14 protein-coding genes and 1 pseudogene are annotated in these 17456 nt (G+C 35.2%); 10 read left to right on the top strand and 5 right to left on the bottom strand.

Annotated elements, in window-relative coordinates:
- The first annotated feature begins 7 nt into the window (after positions 1 to 7).
- The 8 genes from Q4496_RS07870 (at position 8) to maiA (ending at position 9095) form a co-directional block, all read left to right on the top strand.
- Complete coding sequence (locus tag Q4496_RS07870) at positions 8 to 967, top strand: class I SAM-dependent methyltransferase (RefSeq protein WP_303610200.1); 960 nt, start codon at positions 8 to 10, stop codon at positions 965 to 967.
- A 174-nt stretch (positions 968 to 1141) separates the two neighbouring features.
- On the top strand, positions 1142 to 2632 hold the full coding sequence (locus tag Q4496_RS07865) for a YcjX family protein (RefSeq protein WP_303610199.1): 1491 nt from the start codon (positions 1142 to 1144) through the stop codon (positions 2630 to 2632).
- The gene (locus Q4496_RS07860; RefSeq protein ID WP_303610198.1) at positions 2629 to 3735 is read left to right on the top strand and encodes a YcjF family protein; all 1107 of its coding nucleotides are present in this window, start codon (positions 2629 to 2631) and stop codon (positions 3733 to 3735) included. Before Q4496_RS07865 ends, Q4496_RS07860 begins: the two co-directional genes overlap by 4 nt.
- Positions 3736 to 4132: 397 nt before the next feature.
- Complete coding sequence (gene phhA, locus Q4496_RS07855) at positions 4133 to 4945, top strand: phenylalanine 4-monooxygenase (protein WP_215973287.1); 813 nt, start codon at positions 4133 to 4135, stop codon at positions 4943 to 4945.
- A 115-nt stretch (positions 4946 to 5060) separates the two neighbouring features.
- Positions 5061 to 5405 (top strand): 4a-hydroxytetrahydrobiopterin dehydratase, encoded by a 345-nt coding sequence (locus Q4496_RS07850; RefSeq protein ID WP_215973286.1) that lies wholly within the window; start codon positions 5061 to 5063, stop codon positions 5403 to 5405.
- Positions 5406 to 5562: 157 nt separating this feature from the next.
- A complete protein-coding gene (gene tyrR / locus Q4496_RS07845; protein ID WP_215973285.1) occupies positions 5563 to 7128 on the top strand; it encodes a transcriptional regulator TyrR in 1566 nt (521 codons plus the stop codon).
- Positions 7129 to 7423: 295 nt separating this feature from the next.
- A complete protein-coding gene (locus Q4496_RS07840) occupies positions 7424 to 8425 on the top strand; it encodes a fumarylacetoacetate hydrolase family protein (protein WP_303610197.1) in 1002 nt (333 codons plus the stop codon).
- 28 nt (positions 8426 to 8453) lie between these two features.
- Positions 8454 to 9095, top strand: coding sequence for a maleylacetoacetate isomerase (gene maiA / locus Q4496_RS07835; protein ID WP_303610196.1), 642 nt, complete (start codon positions 8454 to 8456; stop codon positions 9093 to 9095).
- Between the two features lie 196 nt (positions 9096 to 9291).
- Here the strand turns inward: maiA and serA are convergent, their stop codons facing one another.
- The 4 genes from serA to Q4496_RS07815 form a co-directional block, all read right to left on the bottom strand.
- Entirely contained in the window at positions 9292 to 10542 is a 1251-nt protein-coding gene (gene serA / locus Q4496_RS07830) for a phosphoglycerate dehydrogenase (RefSeq protein WP_215973282.1), read from the bottom strand.
- Positions 10543 to 10836: 294 nt separating this feature from the next.
- Positions 10837 to 11493 carry a ribose-5-phosphate isomerase RpiA gene (gene rpiA, locus Q4496_RS07825; protein WP_215973281.1) on the bottom strand — a complete coding sequence of 219 codons (657 nt, stop codon included), beginning with the start codon at positions 11491 to 11493 and terminating at the stop codon, positions 10837 to 10839.
- A 119-nt stretch (positions 11494 to 11612) separates the two neighbouring features.
- On the bottom strand, positions 11613 to 12251 hold the full coding sequence (locus Q4496_RS07820; RefSeq protein WP_303610195.1) for a 5-formyltetrahydrofolate cyclo-ligase: 639 nt from the start codon (positions 12249 to 12251) through the stop codon (positions 11613 to 11615).
- 69 nt (positions 12252 to 12320) lie between these two features.
- Complete coding sequence (locus Q4496_RS07815; protein ID WP_215973279.1) at positions 12321 to 13844, bottom strand: peptide MFS transporter; 1524 nt, start codon at positions 13842 to 13844, stop codon at positions 12321 to 12323.
- Positions 13845 to 14287: 443 nt separating this feature from the next.
- Between Q4496_RS07815 and tviB the strand changes: the two genes are divergently transcribed.
- Both tviB and Q4496_RS07805 read left to right on the top strand, forming a co-directional pair.
- Entirely contained in the window at positions 14288 to 15568 is a 1281-nt protein-coding gene (gene tviB / locus Q4496_RS07810) for a Vi polysaccharide biosynthesis UDP-N-acetylglucosamine C-6 dehydrogenase TviB (protein WP_303610194.1), read from the top strand.
- Positions 15569 to 15802: 234 nt separating this feature from the next.
- Entirely contained in the window at positions 15803 to 16843 is a 1041-nt protein-coding gene (locus Q4496_RS07805; RefSeq protein ID WP_303610193.1) for an NAD-dependent epimerase/dehydratase family protein, read from the top strand.
- 29 nt (positions 16844 to 16872) lie between these two features.
- Here Q4496_RS07805 and Q4496_RS07800 read toward each other — a convergent pair.
- Positions 16873 to 17456, bottom strand: a pseudogene (locus Q4496_RS07800) (IS982 family transposase); the annotation flags it as partial.

The following is a 17456-nucleotide window of genomic DNA, read 5'->3' as shown; positions in this document are numbered from 1 at the left end:
AGAGAAAATGCAACATTGGAGTACTTATTGGTCATCAACAAAGTCACTTAATAGTTTTGCAGAAGGAGAGCACAAGCAAGGATACGTTGGAGTAATAGCTGATTACTGGCATAATAAATTTCAACAACTCCCTAGTTCAGCAAAAATATTAGATATAGCGACAGGAAATGGTGGACTTGCTGTTTTAGCCAAAGAATTTAATCCTCACTTTACTGTTTATGGCTCTGATGCCGCAGTTATTAACCCTCTTTCTAAGTTTACCTCTTCAGATTCTGTTTATAATACCCTTAAAAATATCAAGTTTTATGGTGACATGCCATCAGAGAAATTAGCTTTTAAAGACCAAGAATTTGATGCTGTTATTAGTCAATTTGGCTTTGAGTATGCCGCGCAAAATGCTGCAATATTAGAAGTTAACCGAATTCTAAAACCTAATGGAAGTTTTATCGCTTTAATTCATCATGAATCATCATTTATTACCGACGATTGTAAAGTTGGTATTAATATCATTAATAGATTATCAGCAAACAACGGCTTATTAGATGGTTTACAAGATTTTGCAAACTTATGTGAAACAATTAAAGACAAAAATAACCCAACATTAGCGCAGCAAACTCAATTTCAGAAAAAAAATAAAGATTTATTAACCTTATTTAAAGAGCTACAGGGTGCTTGTAATGACCAAGCGCAATTAGATTGGTTCAACTTACTAGCCAAAGAGTTAGTACCTGTCATTATGAACTGGAAGCATATTGATAGAGAAAGCGTTGCCACTATAGTAGCCAATACGTTATTTTTTAGAAAACGCTTAGAGGATCAAGTTGATGCTGCTTTCTCAATACTGGATGTTAATCAAATAGAAGCAACGGCAAAAAATCACTTCAACTCGTTTAACGTGACGTTAATTGAGCACGATTTGGGTAAGTTATGCTGGGCAATTCAAGCAACTAAAAATAAAGACATGTAAACTATTTTACATCAAACTTTTGATAAGAATCAGTTTCAATTAAATAGCTAAAGGATAATTTTAAATACGTACTATTTAACTGTTATTTTTATAAAAAAGTGATTATGATAAAATCACTTTATGATTTGTACTTTGACCATTATTCTAGATATTCATTTAGTCAATATCTAGAATATGCGGAGCAGCTTTATCAAACGATTAGATAAATTAAAAAATAAAGCCGGTGAAATACTCAATCGTACGTTTGATCAACATATCAACTTAGCGGTTACAGGCTTAAGTAGAAGTGGTAAAACAGCGTTTATAACGTCGTTAGTTAATCAACTTATTACTGAAGGGAATAACAGTAAACTAAGCTTTTTTGATCCTGTGCATAATGGAAATTTTATTGCTGCTAAACGCATCCCACAAAAAAATTTATCAATTCCACGTTTTGATTATGATAAAGCAATAACTTCGCTCACTAATGAACCTCCTTCATGGCCTGAACCAACCCATGGTATTAGTGAATTACGCCTTGCTATTCGTTATCAACCTCAGAAATCAGTGTTAAAGTATGCCGCTGATATGGCGACACTTACGCTTGATATAACTGATTACCCAGGAGAGTGGCTACTTGATTTACCTATGCTCAAACAAACTTATGAGCAATGGTCTGAACAAACGCATGCCTTATTAACAGCGTCACCGCGTCTAGAGTTCTCTCAGGGCTTTCTAACCAAGGTTGCTAGTATAGATCCGTTTGATGAAGCTGATGAGGAGTTATTAGCGCAATTATCTAAAGAGTACACTGACTTACTGCACGCATTTCGTTATCAATTAGGGCTTAGTGTTATTCAACCAGGACGATTTATTTTACCTGCTGAATTAGCTGGAGCACCTATTTTAGAATTTTTTCCTTTTCCAAACTTAACAAATATTGATGGAAATGATTACCAGAATGCCAGTGATAATAGTTTTATTGGGATGTTAAGAGCCCGATTTATTGAGTATAAAGAAGAAGTGGTTAAAAAATTCTATCGGCAGCACTTTTTACGATTTGATCGACAAATTGTTTTAGCTGATTGTTTGACGCCATTAAACTCATGCTCTAATAATGGTGGCGCAGAAGGCTTTGCAGATTTACAACTAGCCATTGATATGATTTTAGAAAGTTATAGTTATGGTAAATCAGGTTTGTTTTCGCGTTTATTTTCTCCAAAAATTGATAAGTTACTTTTTGCCGCGACCAAGGCAGATCACGTAACGGGTGAACAACATGCACCTATGGTGTCGCTATTTAATGAGTTGATTTTTCAAAGTAAACATAACCTAAATTTTGAAGCTATTGAAATGAAAACGCTCGCGATAGCATCAGTGAAAAGTACCACTTCAGGTAAAAGTTTCCATAAAGGACAGCAGGTTTCCGTTATTCAAGGCTATACAGATCATAGCAGCACTAATCAAAGCTCATTAAATGACGAAATTACGCTAAAAACGAGGGAAAAAATTACATTATTTCCTGGCTCTGTTCCAGAACATTTACCAAAAAAAGAATTTTGGCAAGCGTGTGCTTTTAACTTTATCAATTTTCTCCCTATGAATGGTTTGAAAAAAAACCAGCCTTTACCGCATATTCGTATGGATCAAGTATTACAATTTTTGTTAGCAGATAAAATGATATGACCCAAATAAATAATAGAACTGATGAAGAAAATCATCAGCAACAAATTCTTTTTTCTGAGAGCGAATTATCAGAACAACAGAGCTCTCAAGAGGCAAAAGAAACTGAAAGTGGCGCACAGGTCATTTTTGATAATCAAGATTATTTACCTATCGATGAGGTTAGTGAACTGCCGACAGTGCTGAAAAATAGCTCATCAGATAGTCTTTCTTTAGAAAATAACAAAAGCCGCCCTCGTTGGTTATGGCGCATAGTTTTTACTCTACTTACTGTCATTATTGGAGTGGAGGCGGTTGATTTTTTTATTAATGGTTTTGAAAAATCGCCTATTATTACAAGTATTTATGCTGTTATTTTATCTTGTTTAATCATTATTACGTCTTCTACGGTTTTTAGTGAGTGGTCTAAATTAAGGCAATTTAGACGCAGAGAAGTATTAAAGAAAGAAGCAAGTCAGCTATTGCTAAGGAGTGATAGCTTAAAAGGATCTTCATCAGAGCCGTTAAATGTAGAAAACTTTTGTCAAAAAATAACTGAAAGTCTCCCTTGCGATCTTATCTCGGATAATGAAAAATCTCAGGTTTGGCAGGATGCATTAAATGATCAATATTCAGATAGCGAACTATTACAACTTTATTCACGGTCGGTATTATCAAAAGTTGATGAGAAAGCGATGGCTGAAATTGCACGATTTTCAACTGAAGCTGTGGTTTTAGTTGCTCTTAGTCCTGTTGCTATTATAGATATGTTAATTATTGTATGGCGAAACTTTAGGATGATAAATAAAGTCGCAGGTTTGTATGGTTTAAAATTAGGATATTGGAGCCGTATTAAGTTGATTAAACAAGTGTTTATTAACATGGTCTATGCTGGAGCTAGTGAATTAATTGCTGATTTTGGCAGTGATATGATAGGTGCTGATTTGCTTGGAAAACTTTCAGGGCGTTTAGCACAAGGACTCGGTGCAGGTATGCTAACAGCTCGATTAGGTGTAAAAACTATGCAGTTATGTCGCCCAATTCCTTTCGAAGACAAGCCTAAACTTGCGCATGTGCGAAAAGAAATGCTGACGACGATTAAAAACCTTATTAGCCAAAAAGTTTAATTTGTAAGTGTTAGTGCATTAACCGTGAGCTAATCATGGTCAAATTAATGTCATTGACTCTCTAACTCCACCTTACCTTTTGTTTAATGTGAATTCTAACTATGCTAGAAGGAGAGTAAGGTGGAATTCTAATTGAGGTGCCTAAGGTTACTCTATCGGCTTGCGTTCGCCGAATCCTTTACTTAGCTTAAACTCTGTAACTAGTACTGTTTCAGTTATCTATAGCCACTATTCATGGCTGTTTTATACTTAAAGTCATTATATTTGTAATAATTAGTTTACATTTTAAACAGATAGGTGTTTTTTGTTAAGTTTATACCACTTCCCTTTCTCTAATATCATGCCTTAAGATGAATATAACTAAAGGGGTTCCCGTATAGAAAAGAAGGTAATAACAATGACAAAATCCACAAGGTATACTTCGAAAGATGCTGACGAACAGGGGATGATTCATTGGTCTGCAAAAGAGAATAAAATATGGAACACACTAATTACCCGACAACTTGTACATATAAAGGGTAAGGCTTGTGATGAGTATTTGGTCGGGTTAGAAAAGCTGCAATTACCATTAGACAGAATTCCTCAATTAGGTGAGGTTTCTAAAGTGTTATTAGAAACAACCGGCTGGCAATGTTATCCCGTTCCAGCGTTAATTGGTTTTGGTGAGTTTTTTAAGCTTTTATCAGAAAAAAAATTCCCAGTGGCAACCTTTATTCGTAAAAGTGAAGATTTAGACTATATACAAGAGCCTGATATTTTTCATGAAATATTTGGACACTGTCCTTTGCTAACTAATCCATCATTTGCAAATTATACTCAAGCCTATGGCAAGATGGGGTTAAACGCGACGAAAGAACAACGGCTATTTTTAGCTCGCTTGTATTGGTTTACTATTGAGTTTGGTTTGCTTAGTACATCTCAAGGCTTAAAAATTTATGGTGGTGGAATTTTATCTTCACCTAGTGAAACTCAGTATGCATTGACCAATGAAAATGTGGAGCGAAGAGCGCTTAGTAAGAATAAAGTACTCGACGTTTTAAGAACACCATATCGTATTGATATTATGCAGCCAGTTTATTTTATGCTAAATAGCGTAAGTGATTTAGATCGCATTAGAGAATTGGATGTCGATGAAATTTTGCAGTTAATTGAAGAAGCTAAATCACTTGGTTTATTCGAAGCTAAATTCCTACCTAAAGAAGTCGCTTAGTATATATTGGTCAGTTAAGTAACTATTAATTAGCTAGTTAATTGATAGTTTGCGTCTAGCTAACAAATATGGTTTCAAAATAGTTAAATAATAGTAAACAATTAAGGAATATAAAATGAGTAATGAATTATCAATACAGCAATGCGAAGCATGTCACAGTAGCGCACCTCAAGTTAGTGACGATGAATTGAAGAGCTTATTAAAGCAAATTCCTGATTGGGTACCTCAAGTGCATAATAAGGTGATGATGTTAGAGCGTGAATACAAGTTTAAAAACTATAAATTGGCGTGGGCATTTGCTAATAAGGTGAGTGAATTAGCTGAATCTGAATTTCACCATCCTGCTATTTTACTTGAGTGGGGTAAAGTGAAAGTAACTTGGTGGACACATGCTATTGGTGGTTTGCATAAGAATGATTTTATTTGTGCAGCAAAAACTGATCAATTATTATCAGATTAAATTTATTTTTCATATCTTAAATTCCAAATATTATTCCTCTTTGATATAAAGTGGAGCCTTGTGATATATAAAAGCCTTAATAATATCTATTATTAAGGCTTTTATATTGTAAAAAATAGTTTACAATAAGTTTTTTGTATTTGAAAAGGTTGTATAAATGCGCTTGGAAATTACGTGCCATGACCGTGTTGGTATGGGGCAAAAAGTATTAGGGATTTTTGTTGAACATGGAATTAATGTGCGAGGTATTGAATTAAAGCAGCCAGGCAGAATCTTTATCAATATACCTGATTTAGACTTTTCAGATTTACAAAAATTTATGCCGCAATTGCGTTTACTAGAAGGAGTAGGGGACGTACGAACAGCACCTTATATGCCATCAGAGCGTGAAAGGAATGAATTAGTAACACTCATCAAAACTTTTCCTGATCCTTTTATTTCCTTAGATGTTAAAGGCAACATTCGTATAGTAAACAATATTGCAGCTACTATTATGGGTTGTGATAATGATGAAAGTGTTAAAGGTCAGCATGTAAGTCAATGGCTGAAAGGTTTTAACTTTACTCGCTGGTTAGACAGTGACGATGTGTTAGCACAAACTTGCCGTTTGAAATTTCAAGGTGAGGACTTCGTGGCAGATATAATGCCAATTAATGTTGCTAGCGAGGACGATACTGAACACAACAAGCAGATTTTAGCCGGGGCAGTATTAATATTAAAGTCAGAAGCTCGTTTAGGTCAGCAGATTAATGCATTTAAACAGCCGAGCGAAAATACCTTTTCAGGAATACAAGCTAGAAGCACGAGTATGAGAAAAGTGATTAGAGAAGCTAAGCGCATGTCTTTACTTGATTCTTCTATTCTTATCATTGGTGAAACAGGTACAGGTAAAGAGTTATTAGCAAGAGCATGCCATGCTGCGAGTGAGCGTGCTGATCAACCTTTTATGACTTTAAATTGTGCTGCTTTACCGGATGATGTCGCTGAGTCTGAATTATTTGGTGTTGGTGAAAAAGATCAAGTTCAGGGCAAACGTGGAATTTTTGAGCTTGCTGATAATGGAAGTGTTTTTCTTGATGAAGTGGGAGAAATGTCAACCAAGCTACAAAGTAAGTTATTACGTGTTATTCAAAATGGTAGTTTCAGAAGGGTCAATTCAGAACAAGAGGTTACCGTCAATGTTCGTATTATTAGTTCTACCAACAAAGATCTGCTTCATTTAGTATCGCTTGGAGAATTTAGAGAAGATCTTTATTATCGTTTAAATGTTTTTGGTTTAAATATTCCACCACTACGTGAACGAAGAAGTGATATTTTACCATTGACCGAGTTTTTTATTGCTCATGCTGGGCAGCGTATTGGTCGAGTAAATTTAAAATTAACGCCAGAATGTCGAGATTTTATTGAACATTATCCATGGCCAGGTAATGTGAGGCAGTTAGAAAATGTGTTAACCCGAGCAACCTCATTGCTAGAAGGTGATGAAATCGAAATAAGTCACCTTCAGTTGCCAGCATATACACGTGAACATGGTTATTTAGAACAAGAATTTGAAGGGACACTTGATGCTGCAGTAAAAGGGTTTGAAGCTGATCTATTGCGTAAGCTATACCCTGCTTATCCAAGCACAAGACAGTTAGCGAAGAAATTAGGTTTAAGTCACACAGCCATTGCTAATAAATTACGTGAATATGACATCAATAAAAAAACAGTAAAAATTTAGCCTCAATAACATAACAAAAATAGTGAAATACCTTTGTCAGCATATAAGCAAACGTAAGGAATTGTATACTGACAAAGGATAATCGATCTTATATTAATGATATATAACCTCCTCATTAAGCTCATTTAACCGCGATGAATAGAAAATACCGCGTTGCCATGCAAGTGGCAAAATACCTGTAAAGAATTTCTTCCAAAGCTTGCCGCGCTCTCTTTTATAATTACTTGTCGATTTTAGCTAAATATTCATAGAATTAGTCTTCTCTGATCATTGTCTTTTTACGAAAAGGTTTTCCATGAAATTAGCTACTCTTAAAAATAATACGCGCGACGGCCAACTCGTTGTTGTCAACCGTAATCTGACTAAAGCGATTGCGGTACCTAATATTGCTGTTACATTGCAAAATGCACTAGATAACTGGCAAGAGATAGCACCTAAATTAGCATTAGTTTATCGCCGTTTAAATGAAGCTGTATTCAATAGTGATATGACAGGTATGATTGATTTTGAACAAGCTAATTGTGAGTCACCATTACCTCGTGCTTATCAATGGGCTGATGGCAGTGCCTATGTAAATCATGTAGAGCTAGTTCGTAAAGCACGTAATGCCGAAATGCCAGAAACCTTTTGGACAGACCCTTTAATGTATCAAGGGGGTTCAGATGCTTTTATTGGGCCTTATGATGATATTAATGTTGCATCTGAAAGCTATGGAATTGATTTTGAATCGGAAGTAGCAGTCATCACTGATGATGTTCCAATGGGAACTTCGTCAGAACAAGCTGCAAGCCATATTAAGTTATTAATGCTGGTGAATGATGTATCCTTGCGTAATTTAATTCCCGGTGAATTAGCTAAAGGATTTGGCTTCTTTAGCTCAAAACCTTCAAGTGCCTTTTCTCCTGTTGCGATTACACCTGATGAATTAGGGGCTGCATGGGATGGTAAAAAACTACACTTATCTTTAATCACCCATTTGAATGACACATTATTTGGGAAACCAAGTTGCGGTGTTGATATGACGTTTGATTTTCCTACCATTGTTGCTCATGCTGCAAAAACACGGCCTTTGTCTGCGGGCTGTATCGTAGGCTCAGGTACTATTTCTAATTACGATCGTTCGGCTGGTTCAAGCTGTTTAGCGGAAAAACGTATGTTAGAAATTGTTGCCAATGGAGTTGCTAGTACTGAATTTATGAAGTTTGGCGATAAGGTACGTATTGAAATGTTTGATGACAATGGTGATAGTATCTTTGGGGCTATTAATCAAAAGGTTGTCAAATACAAAATGTCATAAATAAAGGCATTAGAAAGTAGGGGGTATTATGAAGCTTTATGGTTATTGGCGCTCAACGGCAGCTTATAGGGTACGAATAGCTTTGTACTTAAAAGGAATTGATTTTGAATCTGTGCCAGTACATTTAGTTAAAAATGGTGGAGAGCAATATAAGGATGATTATACTGCCATTAACCCTAACCAATTAGTGCCTACCTTAATTGATGATGATTTGACTTTACATCAATCATTAGCAATTATCGATTATCTTGAATCGGCAAAATCAGGGGTATCATTATATCCTGATTGCATAAAAGATGTGGCTAAAGTGAGGGCTTTTGCATTAAATATTGCTTGTGAAATTCACCCATTAAATAATTTACGTGTTCAACAATATTTAGTGGATGAACTTAACTTACTAAGTGATGCTAAATTAGCGTGGATTAAGCATTGGATGGTTATTGGCTTTAATGCGATAGAAAAGCAGCTTATCCATACGTCGGGTTGCTATTGTTTTAAAGATCAAATAACTGTAGCTGATATTTGTTTAATACCACAAGTGTATAACGCTAATCGTTTTAATATTGATATGAATCATTTTCCCTATATAAACCGAGTAGTAGATAATTGCAGTAAACTTGAAGCCTTTCAATTAGCATTACCTGAAAATCAGGCTGATGCACAGCTATGATGCTGTTTATGATGTTGAGTCATCTGCACCATGCTAAGTATGTTACTTTAAATTGATAGTCGGCTTAATGAGTTTAGTGAAATAATGATTAACGAAAGAAAAGCCTAGTAACTCTATTTGTATTTTTTAAAGGGATTATACTGATAATGGTTGGATTCTAATCGTGGTTAACGAGATTAGAATCCAACTTGATAAATTAATGCAATATTCTTGCTTTAATTGTGCCATCAATCGCTTTTAATGCTTTTAATGCTTGTGCACTATCAGATGATTCAATATCAATAACCACATAACCAATTTCTGAATCTGTTTGTAAATATTGTGCAGCAATATTTATATTATTTTCAGCAAAGGCTTGGTTAATTTTTGTTAAAACGCCTGGTTGATTATGATGAATGTGTAGTAAGCGGCTTGTACCTGTTTCTCCAGGTAAAGAATGCTCCGGTAGTGATACTTCAGGGAAGTTAACTGCCGATAAACTTGAACCATTGTCAGAATATTTCGCTAATTTACTTGCTACTTCTAAACCAATGTTTTCTTGTGCTTCTTTTGTACTACCACCAATATGTGGTGTAAGAATTACATTATCAAAACCACGTAATGGTGATACGAATTCATCATCATTACCTTTAGGCTCAACAGGGAATACGTCAATGGCAGCACCTGCTATTTTTTTGTCTGTTAATGCTTGTGCAAGTGACTCTATATCTACAACGGTACCGCGAGAAGCATTAATAAAAATCGCGCCTTTTTTCATCGCAGTAAACTGTTCTGTACCTATCATATACTGTGTTTGGGGTGTTTCTGGCACATGTAAACTAACAACATCAGCTTCACTTAACAATGACTTTAAGGAAGATGATTGGCTTGCATTGCCTAAAGGTAATTTAGTTTCTATATCATAAAACTTAACACGCATACCTAACGTTTCAGCCAGAATACCAAGCTGAGTTCCAATATGGCCATAGCCAATGATACCGAGTGTTTTTCCGCGAGCTTCAAAAGACCCTACCGCAGACTTCAACCATTCACCACGGTGTGCTTTTGCACTTTTTTCAGGAATACCACGTAGCAATAATAAGGCTTCACCTAATACTAATTCTGCAACAGAACGGGTATTAGAAAAAGGCGCATTAAATACTGGAATGCCACGTTTTTTAGCTGCTTTGACGTCAACTTGGTTTGTGCCGATACAAAAGCAGCCAATAGCAACAAGCTTTTTAGCGTGGGTGATAACTTCAGCAGTCAACTGAGTACGAGAACGGATACCAATAAAATGCACATCAGCTATTTTGGCAATTAAATCATCATTCGAAAGTGATGTTTTAATATACTCAATATTCGAATAACCTTTCTCCTTTAACTCATCAAGTGCGCTTTGATGCACACCTTCAAGTAAAAGGATTTTTATTTTGTCTTTTGCTAATGATTTTTTGCTTGTTGTCATAAGGTATGGCTTCACTTATTTAAGTTAGAATTACATTGTTAGTAAAAAAGTCAGTTAAATAAAAGTCAGCTAAATAAAACGTTTAGATGGCTAGATATCTATAATTCCAATAAGATAACATATAGCGTATAAACTCTAAAGAAAATATTTGAGTAAACAAATTAAGTGTTTGATTATTATGTTTATTTATCTGGTTACTTAGCTTAATTAGTTAGATGAATGACTAATTAAGCTTGTGGATACTATTTTTATTATTACATTAAAACTAATAAATCAGGTCTTAAGTGTATGATATTATTTGATAATTTCAATTCCGTCATTACTACCAAGGATCAGTACATCAGCACCTCGTGCTGCGAATAAACCGTTAGATACAACACCGACAATAGCATTAATATCAGCTTCTAACTTTTTAGCATCAGTAATTTTTAAGTTATGTACATCAAGAATAACATTGCCATTATCGGTAATAACACCTTGACGATATTCGGGGTCGCCGCCTAGCTTTACTAGTTGCCGAGCAACATAGCTACGCGCCATAGGTATCACTTCAACTGGTAATGGGAAGGTACCTAATATGTCAACTAACTTTGAATCGTCAGCGATGCAAATAAATTGATTGGCAACAGCGGCAACAATTTTTTCTCTTGTGAGTGCAGCACCACCACCTTTGATCATGGTTAAATACTTGTTAACTTCATCAGCGCCATCAACATAAACATCTAAAACGCCTACATTATTAAGATCAAATACCTCAATGCCATGTGCTTCCAAACGTTTAGTCGACTCATCAGAGCTGGAAACTGCACCTTCAATATCATCTTTAATCGTTGCTAAAGCGTCAATGAAGTAATTAACAGTAGAGCCAGTACCAACACCAACAATAGTGCCTTCTTTAATAAATTCTAATGCTTTATATGCTGCTGCTTTTTTCATTTCATCTTGTGTCATGAGTTTGCCTTATAGGAGTATAGCTATTTTAGTATTTCATTAATGCGCAGATTATAGCAGTCGCTTGTTAAAAAGACAGTAATAGCAACCTATACTAAGTTGGTAGCCTTAAATTGAACTTACTTATTTGGTTTTTTACTCTGTGCGGCAGTTGTAAAATTGAAAGCTCGGGTGGGGGTAATTATTTTGGGTAATGGAATATCCCAAGCCTCTACAGGAATGGTGTCGACTTGCTGGCAATCATGAGCAAGCCCAATTGGAGAGAACTGATGTTGTTGCCAATTAGCAAGTGTTCTATCGTAAAAACCTCCACCCATACCTAACCGAGCGCCTTTATTATCAAAGGCAACTAACGGTGTGAATAAAAGATCAAGTTGGGCTAATGGGCAAATTTTATCGACTGCTAGTTTGGGCTCCAAAATACCATAGCTATTTTGTATCATTGTGCTATTTTCTTCATACAATAGGAATAGCAAATGACCAGAACAAAAGGGATGTAAAACGGGTAAATAAATGTGCTTTTTTTTCTGCCAGCACCAATGAATAAAAGGCTGTAAGTCTAACTCACCGTCATTGGCTAAATACAAAGCAATATGTTGAGACTCTTTTACAAAAACACTATTTTTGAGTGTTGATAATAAAGCTAGTGCGGCACTTTCTTGAAATGAACTAGTCAGTTCTTTTCTTCTATCGCGTATTATTTTTCGAATCGAGTTTCTAGTGTCATTTGAGGGGGAGATTAATAAAGATTTAGTCATCTTATATTTCTTAATTGAAAATAAAAGTGGGTGTATTTAAACACCCACTGAATGCTAAATAAAAGTTAATTAAGCATTATTACTTGCTACATTAGCGTTGTGTTTTACTTCATTTTCATCTGATGCATTTTCCCAGAATCTAGATTTAAAACCTATTAATAAAACAATCAAACCAATACTAATAGTAAACAAGCTAATCTGTATGTATAACGCAGGTATTTGAGATACATTATTTGGATCGTAATTACCCGCTAATAAACCTGAAATAATATTTCCGATAGAGTAAGTTAACACAAAAATACCCATCATTTGTCCTGCAAAGCGTTTTGGTGATAATTTACTTACCGCGCTCAAAGCTACAGGGCTTAAACATAGTTCACCAACAGTATGTAAGAAATAAGTGGCAACTAACCAATAAGGCGCAATTTTCATTCCTGACGCTGCATATTGTGCTGCAAAAAACATAACAATAAAGCCACTACCCATAATAATTAAACCTACAGCACATTTTATGCCGTAAGAAGGGCTTACAAGCCTTTTTCCTAAATTAATCCATAAGGCAGCGAAGAAAGGAGATAATAATACGATAAAGATAGAGTTTAACGATTGAAACCATCCTGTTGGTATTTCAAATGAACCAACAATACGATCAGTATAATCACGTGTAAACAAGTTCATTGAAGAGCCTGCTTGCTCAAAACCAGACCAAAAACAAGCTGAAGCGACACAAATAATAAGTAGCGCTATGAGTTTTTTCTTCTCCGCAACAGTTAAAGAGCCCCCGAAATAAATAGTAGCATAGTAAATAACGAAAATAGCAGAAAAGGCAACCGCAACATATTGTGCAATAGTTACCGGTACAATAGTAACAATACCTTGAAATACTGCATAAGTTAATGCAGCCAAGCTAGCTAAGAATATGGCGATAATTGTCCAGCTTAATTTCTGTGCTTTTTTTGATAAAGGATACACTGGACTTGCGCCAACACCATTAAGGTTAGGTGTGGTAATTTTGTATTGAATTAAGCCTATAGCCATACCAACAGCTGCAGCACCAAATGCCCAGTGCCAACCTTGATTTTCCATTAAATAGCCACAAACACCGTAGCCTATAATTGATCCTATGTTAATGCCCATGTAGTAGATAGCGTAGCCACCATCACGACGAACATCTTTGTCAGAATATAGCTGACCAACCATAGCGCCAATATTCGGCTTTAATAGTCCGGTTCCCAATACAACAAAAATCAAACCAATAAAGAATGAATAATCGTTAGGAATAGCTAAAATAATGTGGCCGATCATAATAATAATGCCGCCATACCATACGGCTTTTTGTCCGCCCATTAACCTATCAGCAAGCCAGCCACCAGGAAGCCCCATAAAATATACACAACCTGTATATAACCCATAAATTGCGGCTGCAGAAGCAACGGTTAAGCTTAGACCACCCTCTTGTAACGTTGCCGTCATAAATAAAACAAGTAGCATGCGCATGCCGTAATAACTCATACGCTCCCACATTTCTGTAAAAAAAAGCGTTTTAAGGCCACTAGGCTGACCAAAAAAATCTTTTGCTGGTTTTGATGACATAAAATTGTCCTAATTTTCATTATTATATTAAGTAGAGATACTTGCGTAAATGTACACGCTGCCTAAAAAATATAAACGGCAAAAAAAGTGTACAATGTGCTTTTATACCTGTGCTTTAGTTTAAAGGCAAGTTTGTACTGCGAACAAAGCACTTCTTAATCGGTGTTGTGTAGCGAAATCTTTCCTAGAATACAGAATAAACTATTTAAAGGGGAATCGCTTACTACTTGTTAACAATATTTCAATCATGTGGAGTTTAAGCAGTAACATGCATGAGTTTGAAGTTGTTTGACTATAAATATACTGTTAAACTTTTGTTATTATTACGCGTAATGAAATGTGAAATAAGTTTATTAAGCATCATTGGGCATAGTTTCAGCACTAGCAACCCTTTATAGTTGCTAGTTAGTGGAATTTAATACAATTTTAAATGGAATAATTCAATGTCAATTACATTAAGTGAAGTAAAAATAGCAATTATTGGTTTGGGCTATGTCGGCTTACCCTTAGCTGTAGAGTTTGGGAAAAAATACCCAACTCTAGGCTTTGATATTAACACCAAGCGTGTAGAAGAATTAAAGCAAGGTCACGACTTCACTTTAGAAGTATCAACAGATGAATTAGCTGACTCAGCTTTTATTTCATACTCTTGTGATGTAGAAGCATTAAAATCGAGTAATGTTTATATTGTTACAGTACCAACACCGATTGATGAACATAAACAGCCTGATTTAACACCGCTTGTTAAGGCAAGTCAAATGCTTGCGACTGTTATCAAGAAAGGAGATGTTGTTATATATGAGTCAACAGTTTATCCCGGCGCTACTGAAGATGTTTGTATTCCACAAATAGAAAAGAATTCAGGGTTAGTGTTTAATAAAGACTTTTTTGCAGGCTATTCACCTGAGCGTATTAACCCAGGTGATAAAGAACACAGAGTAACAAATATTTTAAAAGTGACCTCTGGCTCAACAAATGAAATTGCTGAGTTTATCGATCAGTTATATGGCTCAATTATTACTGCAGGCACATATAAAGCATCAAGTATTCAAGTTGCAGAAGCAGCAAAAGTTATTGAAAACACTCAACGTGATTTAAATATAGCGTTAATAAATGAACTTGCGGTTATTTTTAATAAACTGAATATCGACACTGAAGAAGTATTAAAAGCTGCAGGAACGAAATGGAATTTTTTACCTTTCCGTCCTGGTTTAGTTGGTGGGCATTGTATTGGTGTTGATCCTTATTATTTAACACATAAAGCGCAATCGATAGGATACAATCCAGAAGTTATTCTGGCAGGTCGTCGTATTAACGATGGTATGGGCGCTTATGTCGTTTCACAATTAGTTAAAACAATGATTAAACGTAATATTGGTGTTAATGGTGCCAATGTGTTAGTTATGGGCTTAACGTTTAAAGAGAATTGTCCGGACGTTCGTAATACTAAAATTGTTGATATTTTATCTGAACTTGCAGAATACGATACTAATGTTGATGTTTATGATCCTTGGGTTAACCCAAGTGAAGCAAAAGAGGAATACGGCGTAGAGCTAATAGATAAGCCTAAAGTATCTCATTATGATGCTGTTATTTTCGCTGTCGCTCATAATGAATTTAAAGCATTATCAAATGATAATATTAAAGGTTTAATGAAAACAGATCATGTTATTTATGATTTGAAATATATGCTTGATCCTCAATTAGCCGATATTCGTTTATAAACTAGATAAATTTTCATTCTTTAGATGTTTCGTTCCTTCTTTATAAGGTAGTTAATTCGAAACATTTAAAGATGAATAATATGAATAATAAGATCCTGAATCAAGTGCAGAATAAAGGTGTTGTACATTAAACTTACTGAATAATAATCACGTCTTTACCATCTTATTTTCGTCATTTCGTATGTGTTTAATGCGAAATTTAACAATCAACTTTATTAATTTCAGGTTTACTTTATGACTCGTTATCAAGAAATAAAAATACAATTAACATCTGCACCTAAAACATGGTTAGTCACTGGTTGTGCAGGCTTTATCGGCTCTAACTTATTAGAAACTTTATTACTATTAAATCAGAAGGTAGTAGGGTTAGATAATTTTGCTACAGGGCATCAACATAATTTAGACGAAGTTAAAGGACAAGTTTCTGCTGAGCAATGGCAAAACTTTACCTTTATTGAAGGTGATATACGTAGTCTTGATGATTGTAAAAAAGCTGTTGGTATCATTGATAAAAAAGTTGATTATATTCTTCACCAAGCCGCATTAGGATCTGTACCACGTTCTATTGCTGACCCTATTTTAACTAACTCAGCTAATATTACAGGCTTTTTAAATATGTTAGTTGCAGCTAAGGAAGCTATGGTGAGTAGCTTTGTTTATGCAGCTTCTAGTTCAACTTATGGTGATCATCCTGCATTACCCAAAATAGAAGAAAATATTGGTAAACCATTATCACCTTATGCTGTTACTAAGTATGTAAATGAACTCTATGCGGATGTTTTTAACAAAACTTACGGACTCAATGCTACGGGGTTACGTTACTTTAATGTTTTTGGGAAACGACAAGATCCGGATGGAGCTTACGCAGCTGTTATTCCTAAATGGACTGCTGCTATGATTGAAAATCAAGACGTTCAAGTTAACGGCGATGGTGAAACAAGCCGAGATTTTTGTTTTATCGAAAATGCAGTACAGGCAAATATTTTAGCGGCAACAGCACCTGACAGTGGCAAAAACCAAGTTTATAACGTTGCTTTAGGTGATAGAACCACGTTAAACACCTTATTTGACAGTTTAAAGAGTGCGTTACAAACTAATGGAGTCAAATATCTAAAGTCACCAGTATATCGTGATTTTAGGGCGGGTGATGTGCGTCATTCGCAGGCTGATATTTCAAAAGCAAAATCAATGATAGGTTTTGAGCCTGAATTTAAAATTCAACAAGGCATTGATAAAGCAATGCCTTGGTATATTGAATTCTTGTTGAATAAGTAAAGTCACTCTTTAGTTAACCTCAGATCGGGTTAAGCCCTAACCATAGCATTCTTCTCTACGTCACTAATATTAAGGGTTGGCTTATTTTCTTAAGGCAATAAGCCACTAAACCTGCCAGTAAATTCAACATAAAACTATTAGGGCTACGATGACGCGAATGCTCTATTTGAGATATATTCTTCAATTGATCATTTATCGTTTCAATAATAAACCGTCTAGATAACATTGCTCTATCCCATAACGACATAGCTTTGGCTTTCATATTACGGCGCACGGTTGTTATCAAATCAACTCCTTTTTCCTTCAAACCAACTGTTAATTTTTTGCTTATATAGCCTTTATCTGCATATAACTTCCCTTTTAAGTTTTTAGCTAAGGCTAATACGGGCTTTGTGTCGTGAACATTGCCAGTAGTTAATTTAGCCTCAACTATTTCACCTCTAAAGTTAGTGACTAAATGTAGTTTGAACCCATAAAACCAACCCATTGTTCCTTTGCCCCGTTCGGCTATACCGTCAAATGTTTTATGTCTAGGAATTCTTAAGTTATGGCATACTTTTATGCTTGTAGAGTCAATAAATTCAATACCTGTAGACTCACCTTTAAGTATTGA

The organism is Colwellia sp. 5_MG-2023 (genome assembly GCF_030547795.1).
Classification (GTDB): domain Bacteria; phylum Pseudomonadota; class Gammaproteobacteria; order Enterobacterales; family Alteromonadaceae; genus Colwellia.
This window is presented reverse-complemented; position numbering and strand designations above follow the sequence as displayed.

Coding starts and splice junctions, on each gene's coding strand:
- Q4496_RS07850 (WP_215973286.1), top strand. CDS start 5,061: ATGAGTAATGAATTATCAATACAGCAATGCGAAGCATGTCACAGTAGC.
- Q4496_RS07870 (WP_303610200.1), top strand. CDS start 8: ATGCAACATTGGAGTACTTATTGGTCATCAACAAAGTCACTTAATAGT.
- rpiA (WP_215973281.1), bottom strand. CDS start 11,493: ATGACACAAGATGAAATGAAAAAAGCAGCAGCATATAAAGCATTAGAA.
- Q4496_RS07865 (WP_303610199.1), top strand. CDS start 1,142: ATGCGGAGCAGCTTTATCAAACGATTAGATAAATTAAAAAATAAAGCC.
- tviB (WP_303610194.1), top strand. CDS start 14,288: ATGTCAATTACATTAAGTGAAGTAAAAATAGCAATTATTGGTTTGGGC.
- Q4496_RS07805 (WP_303610193.1), top strand. CDS start 15,803: ATGACTCGTTATCAAGAAATAAAAATACAATTAACATCTGCACCTAAA.
- maiA (WP_303610196.1), top strand. CDS start 8,454: ATGAAGCTTTATGGTTATTGGCGCTCAACGGCAGCTTATAGGGTACGA.
- Q4496_RS07860 (WP_303610198.1), top strand. CDS start 2,629: ATGACCCAAATAAATAATAGAACTGATGAAGAAAATCATCAGCAACAA.
- Q4496_RS07840 (WP_303610197.1), top strand. CDS start 7,424: ATGAAATTAGCTACTCTTAAAAATAATACGCGCGACGGCCAACTCGTT.
- serA (WP_215973282.1), bottom strand. CDS start 10,542: ATGACAACAAGCAAAAAATCATTAGCAAAAGACAAAATAAAAATCCTT.
- Q4496_RS07815 (WP_215973279.1), bottom strand. CDS start 13,844: ATGTCATCAAAACCAGCAAAAGATTTTTTTGGTCAGCCTAGTGGCCTT.
- Q4496_RS07820 (WP_303610195.1), bottom strand. CDS start 12,251: ATGACTAAATCTTTATTAATCTCCCCCTCAAATGACACTAGAAACTCG.
- tyrR (WP_215973285.1), top strand. CDS start 5,563: ATGCGCTTGGAAATTACGTGCCATGACCGTGTTGGTATGGGGCAAAAA.
- phhA (WP_215973287.1), top strand. CDS start 4,133: ATGACAAAATCCACAAGGTATACTTCGAAAGATGCTGACGAACAGGGG.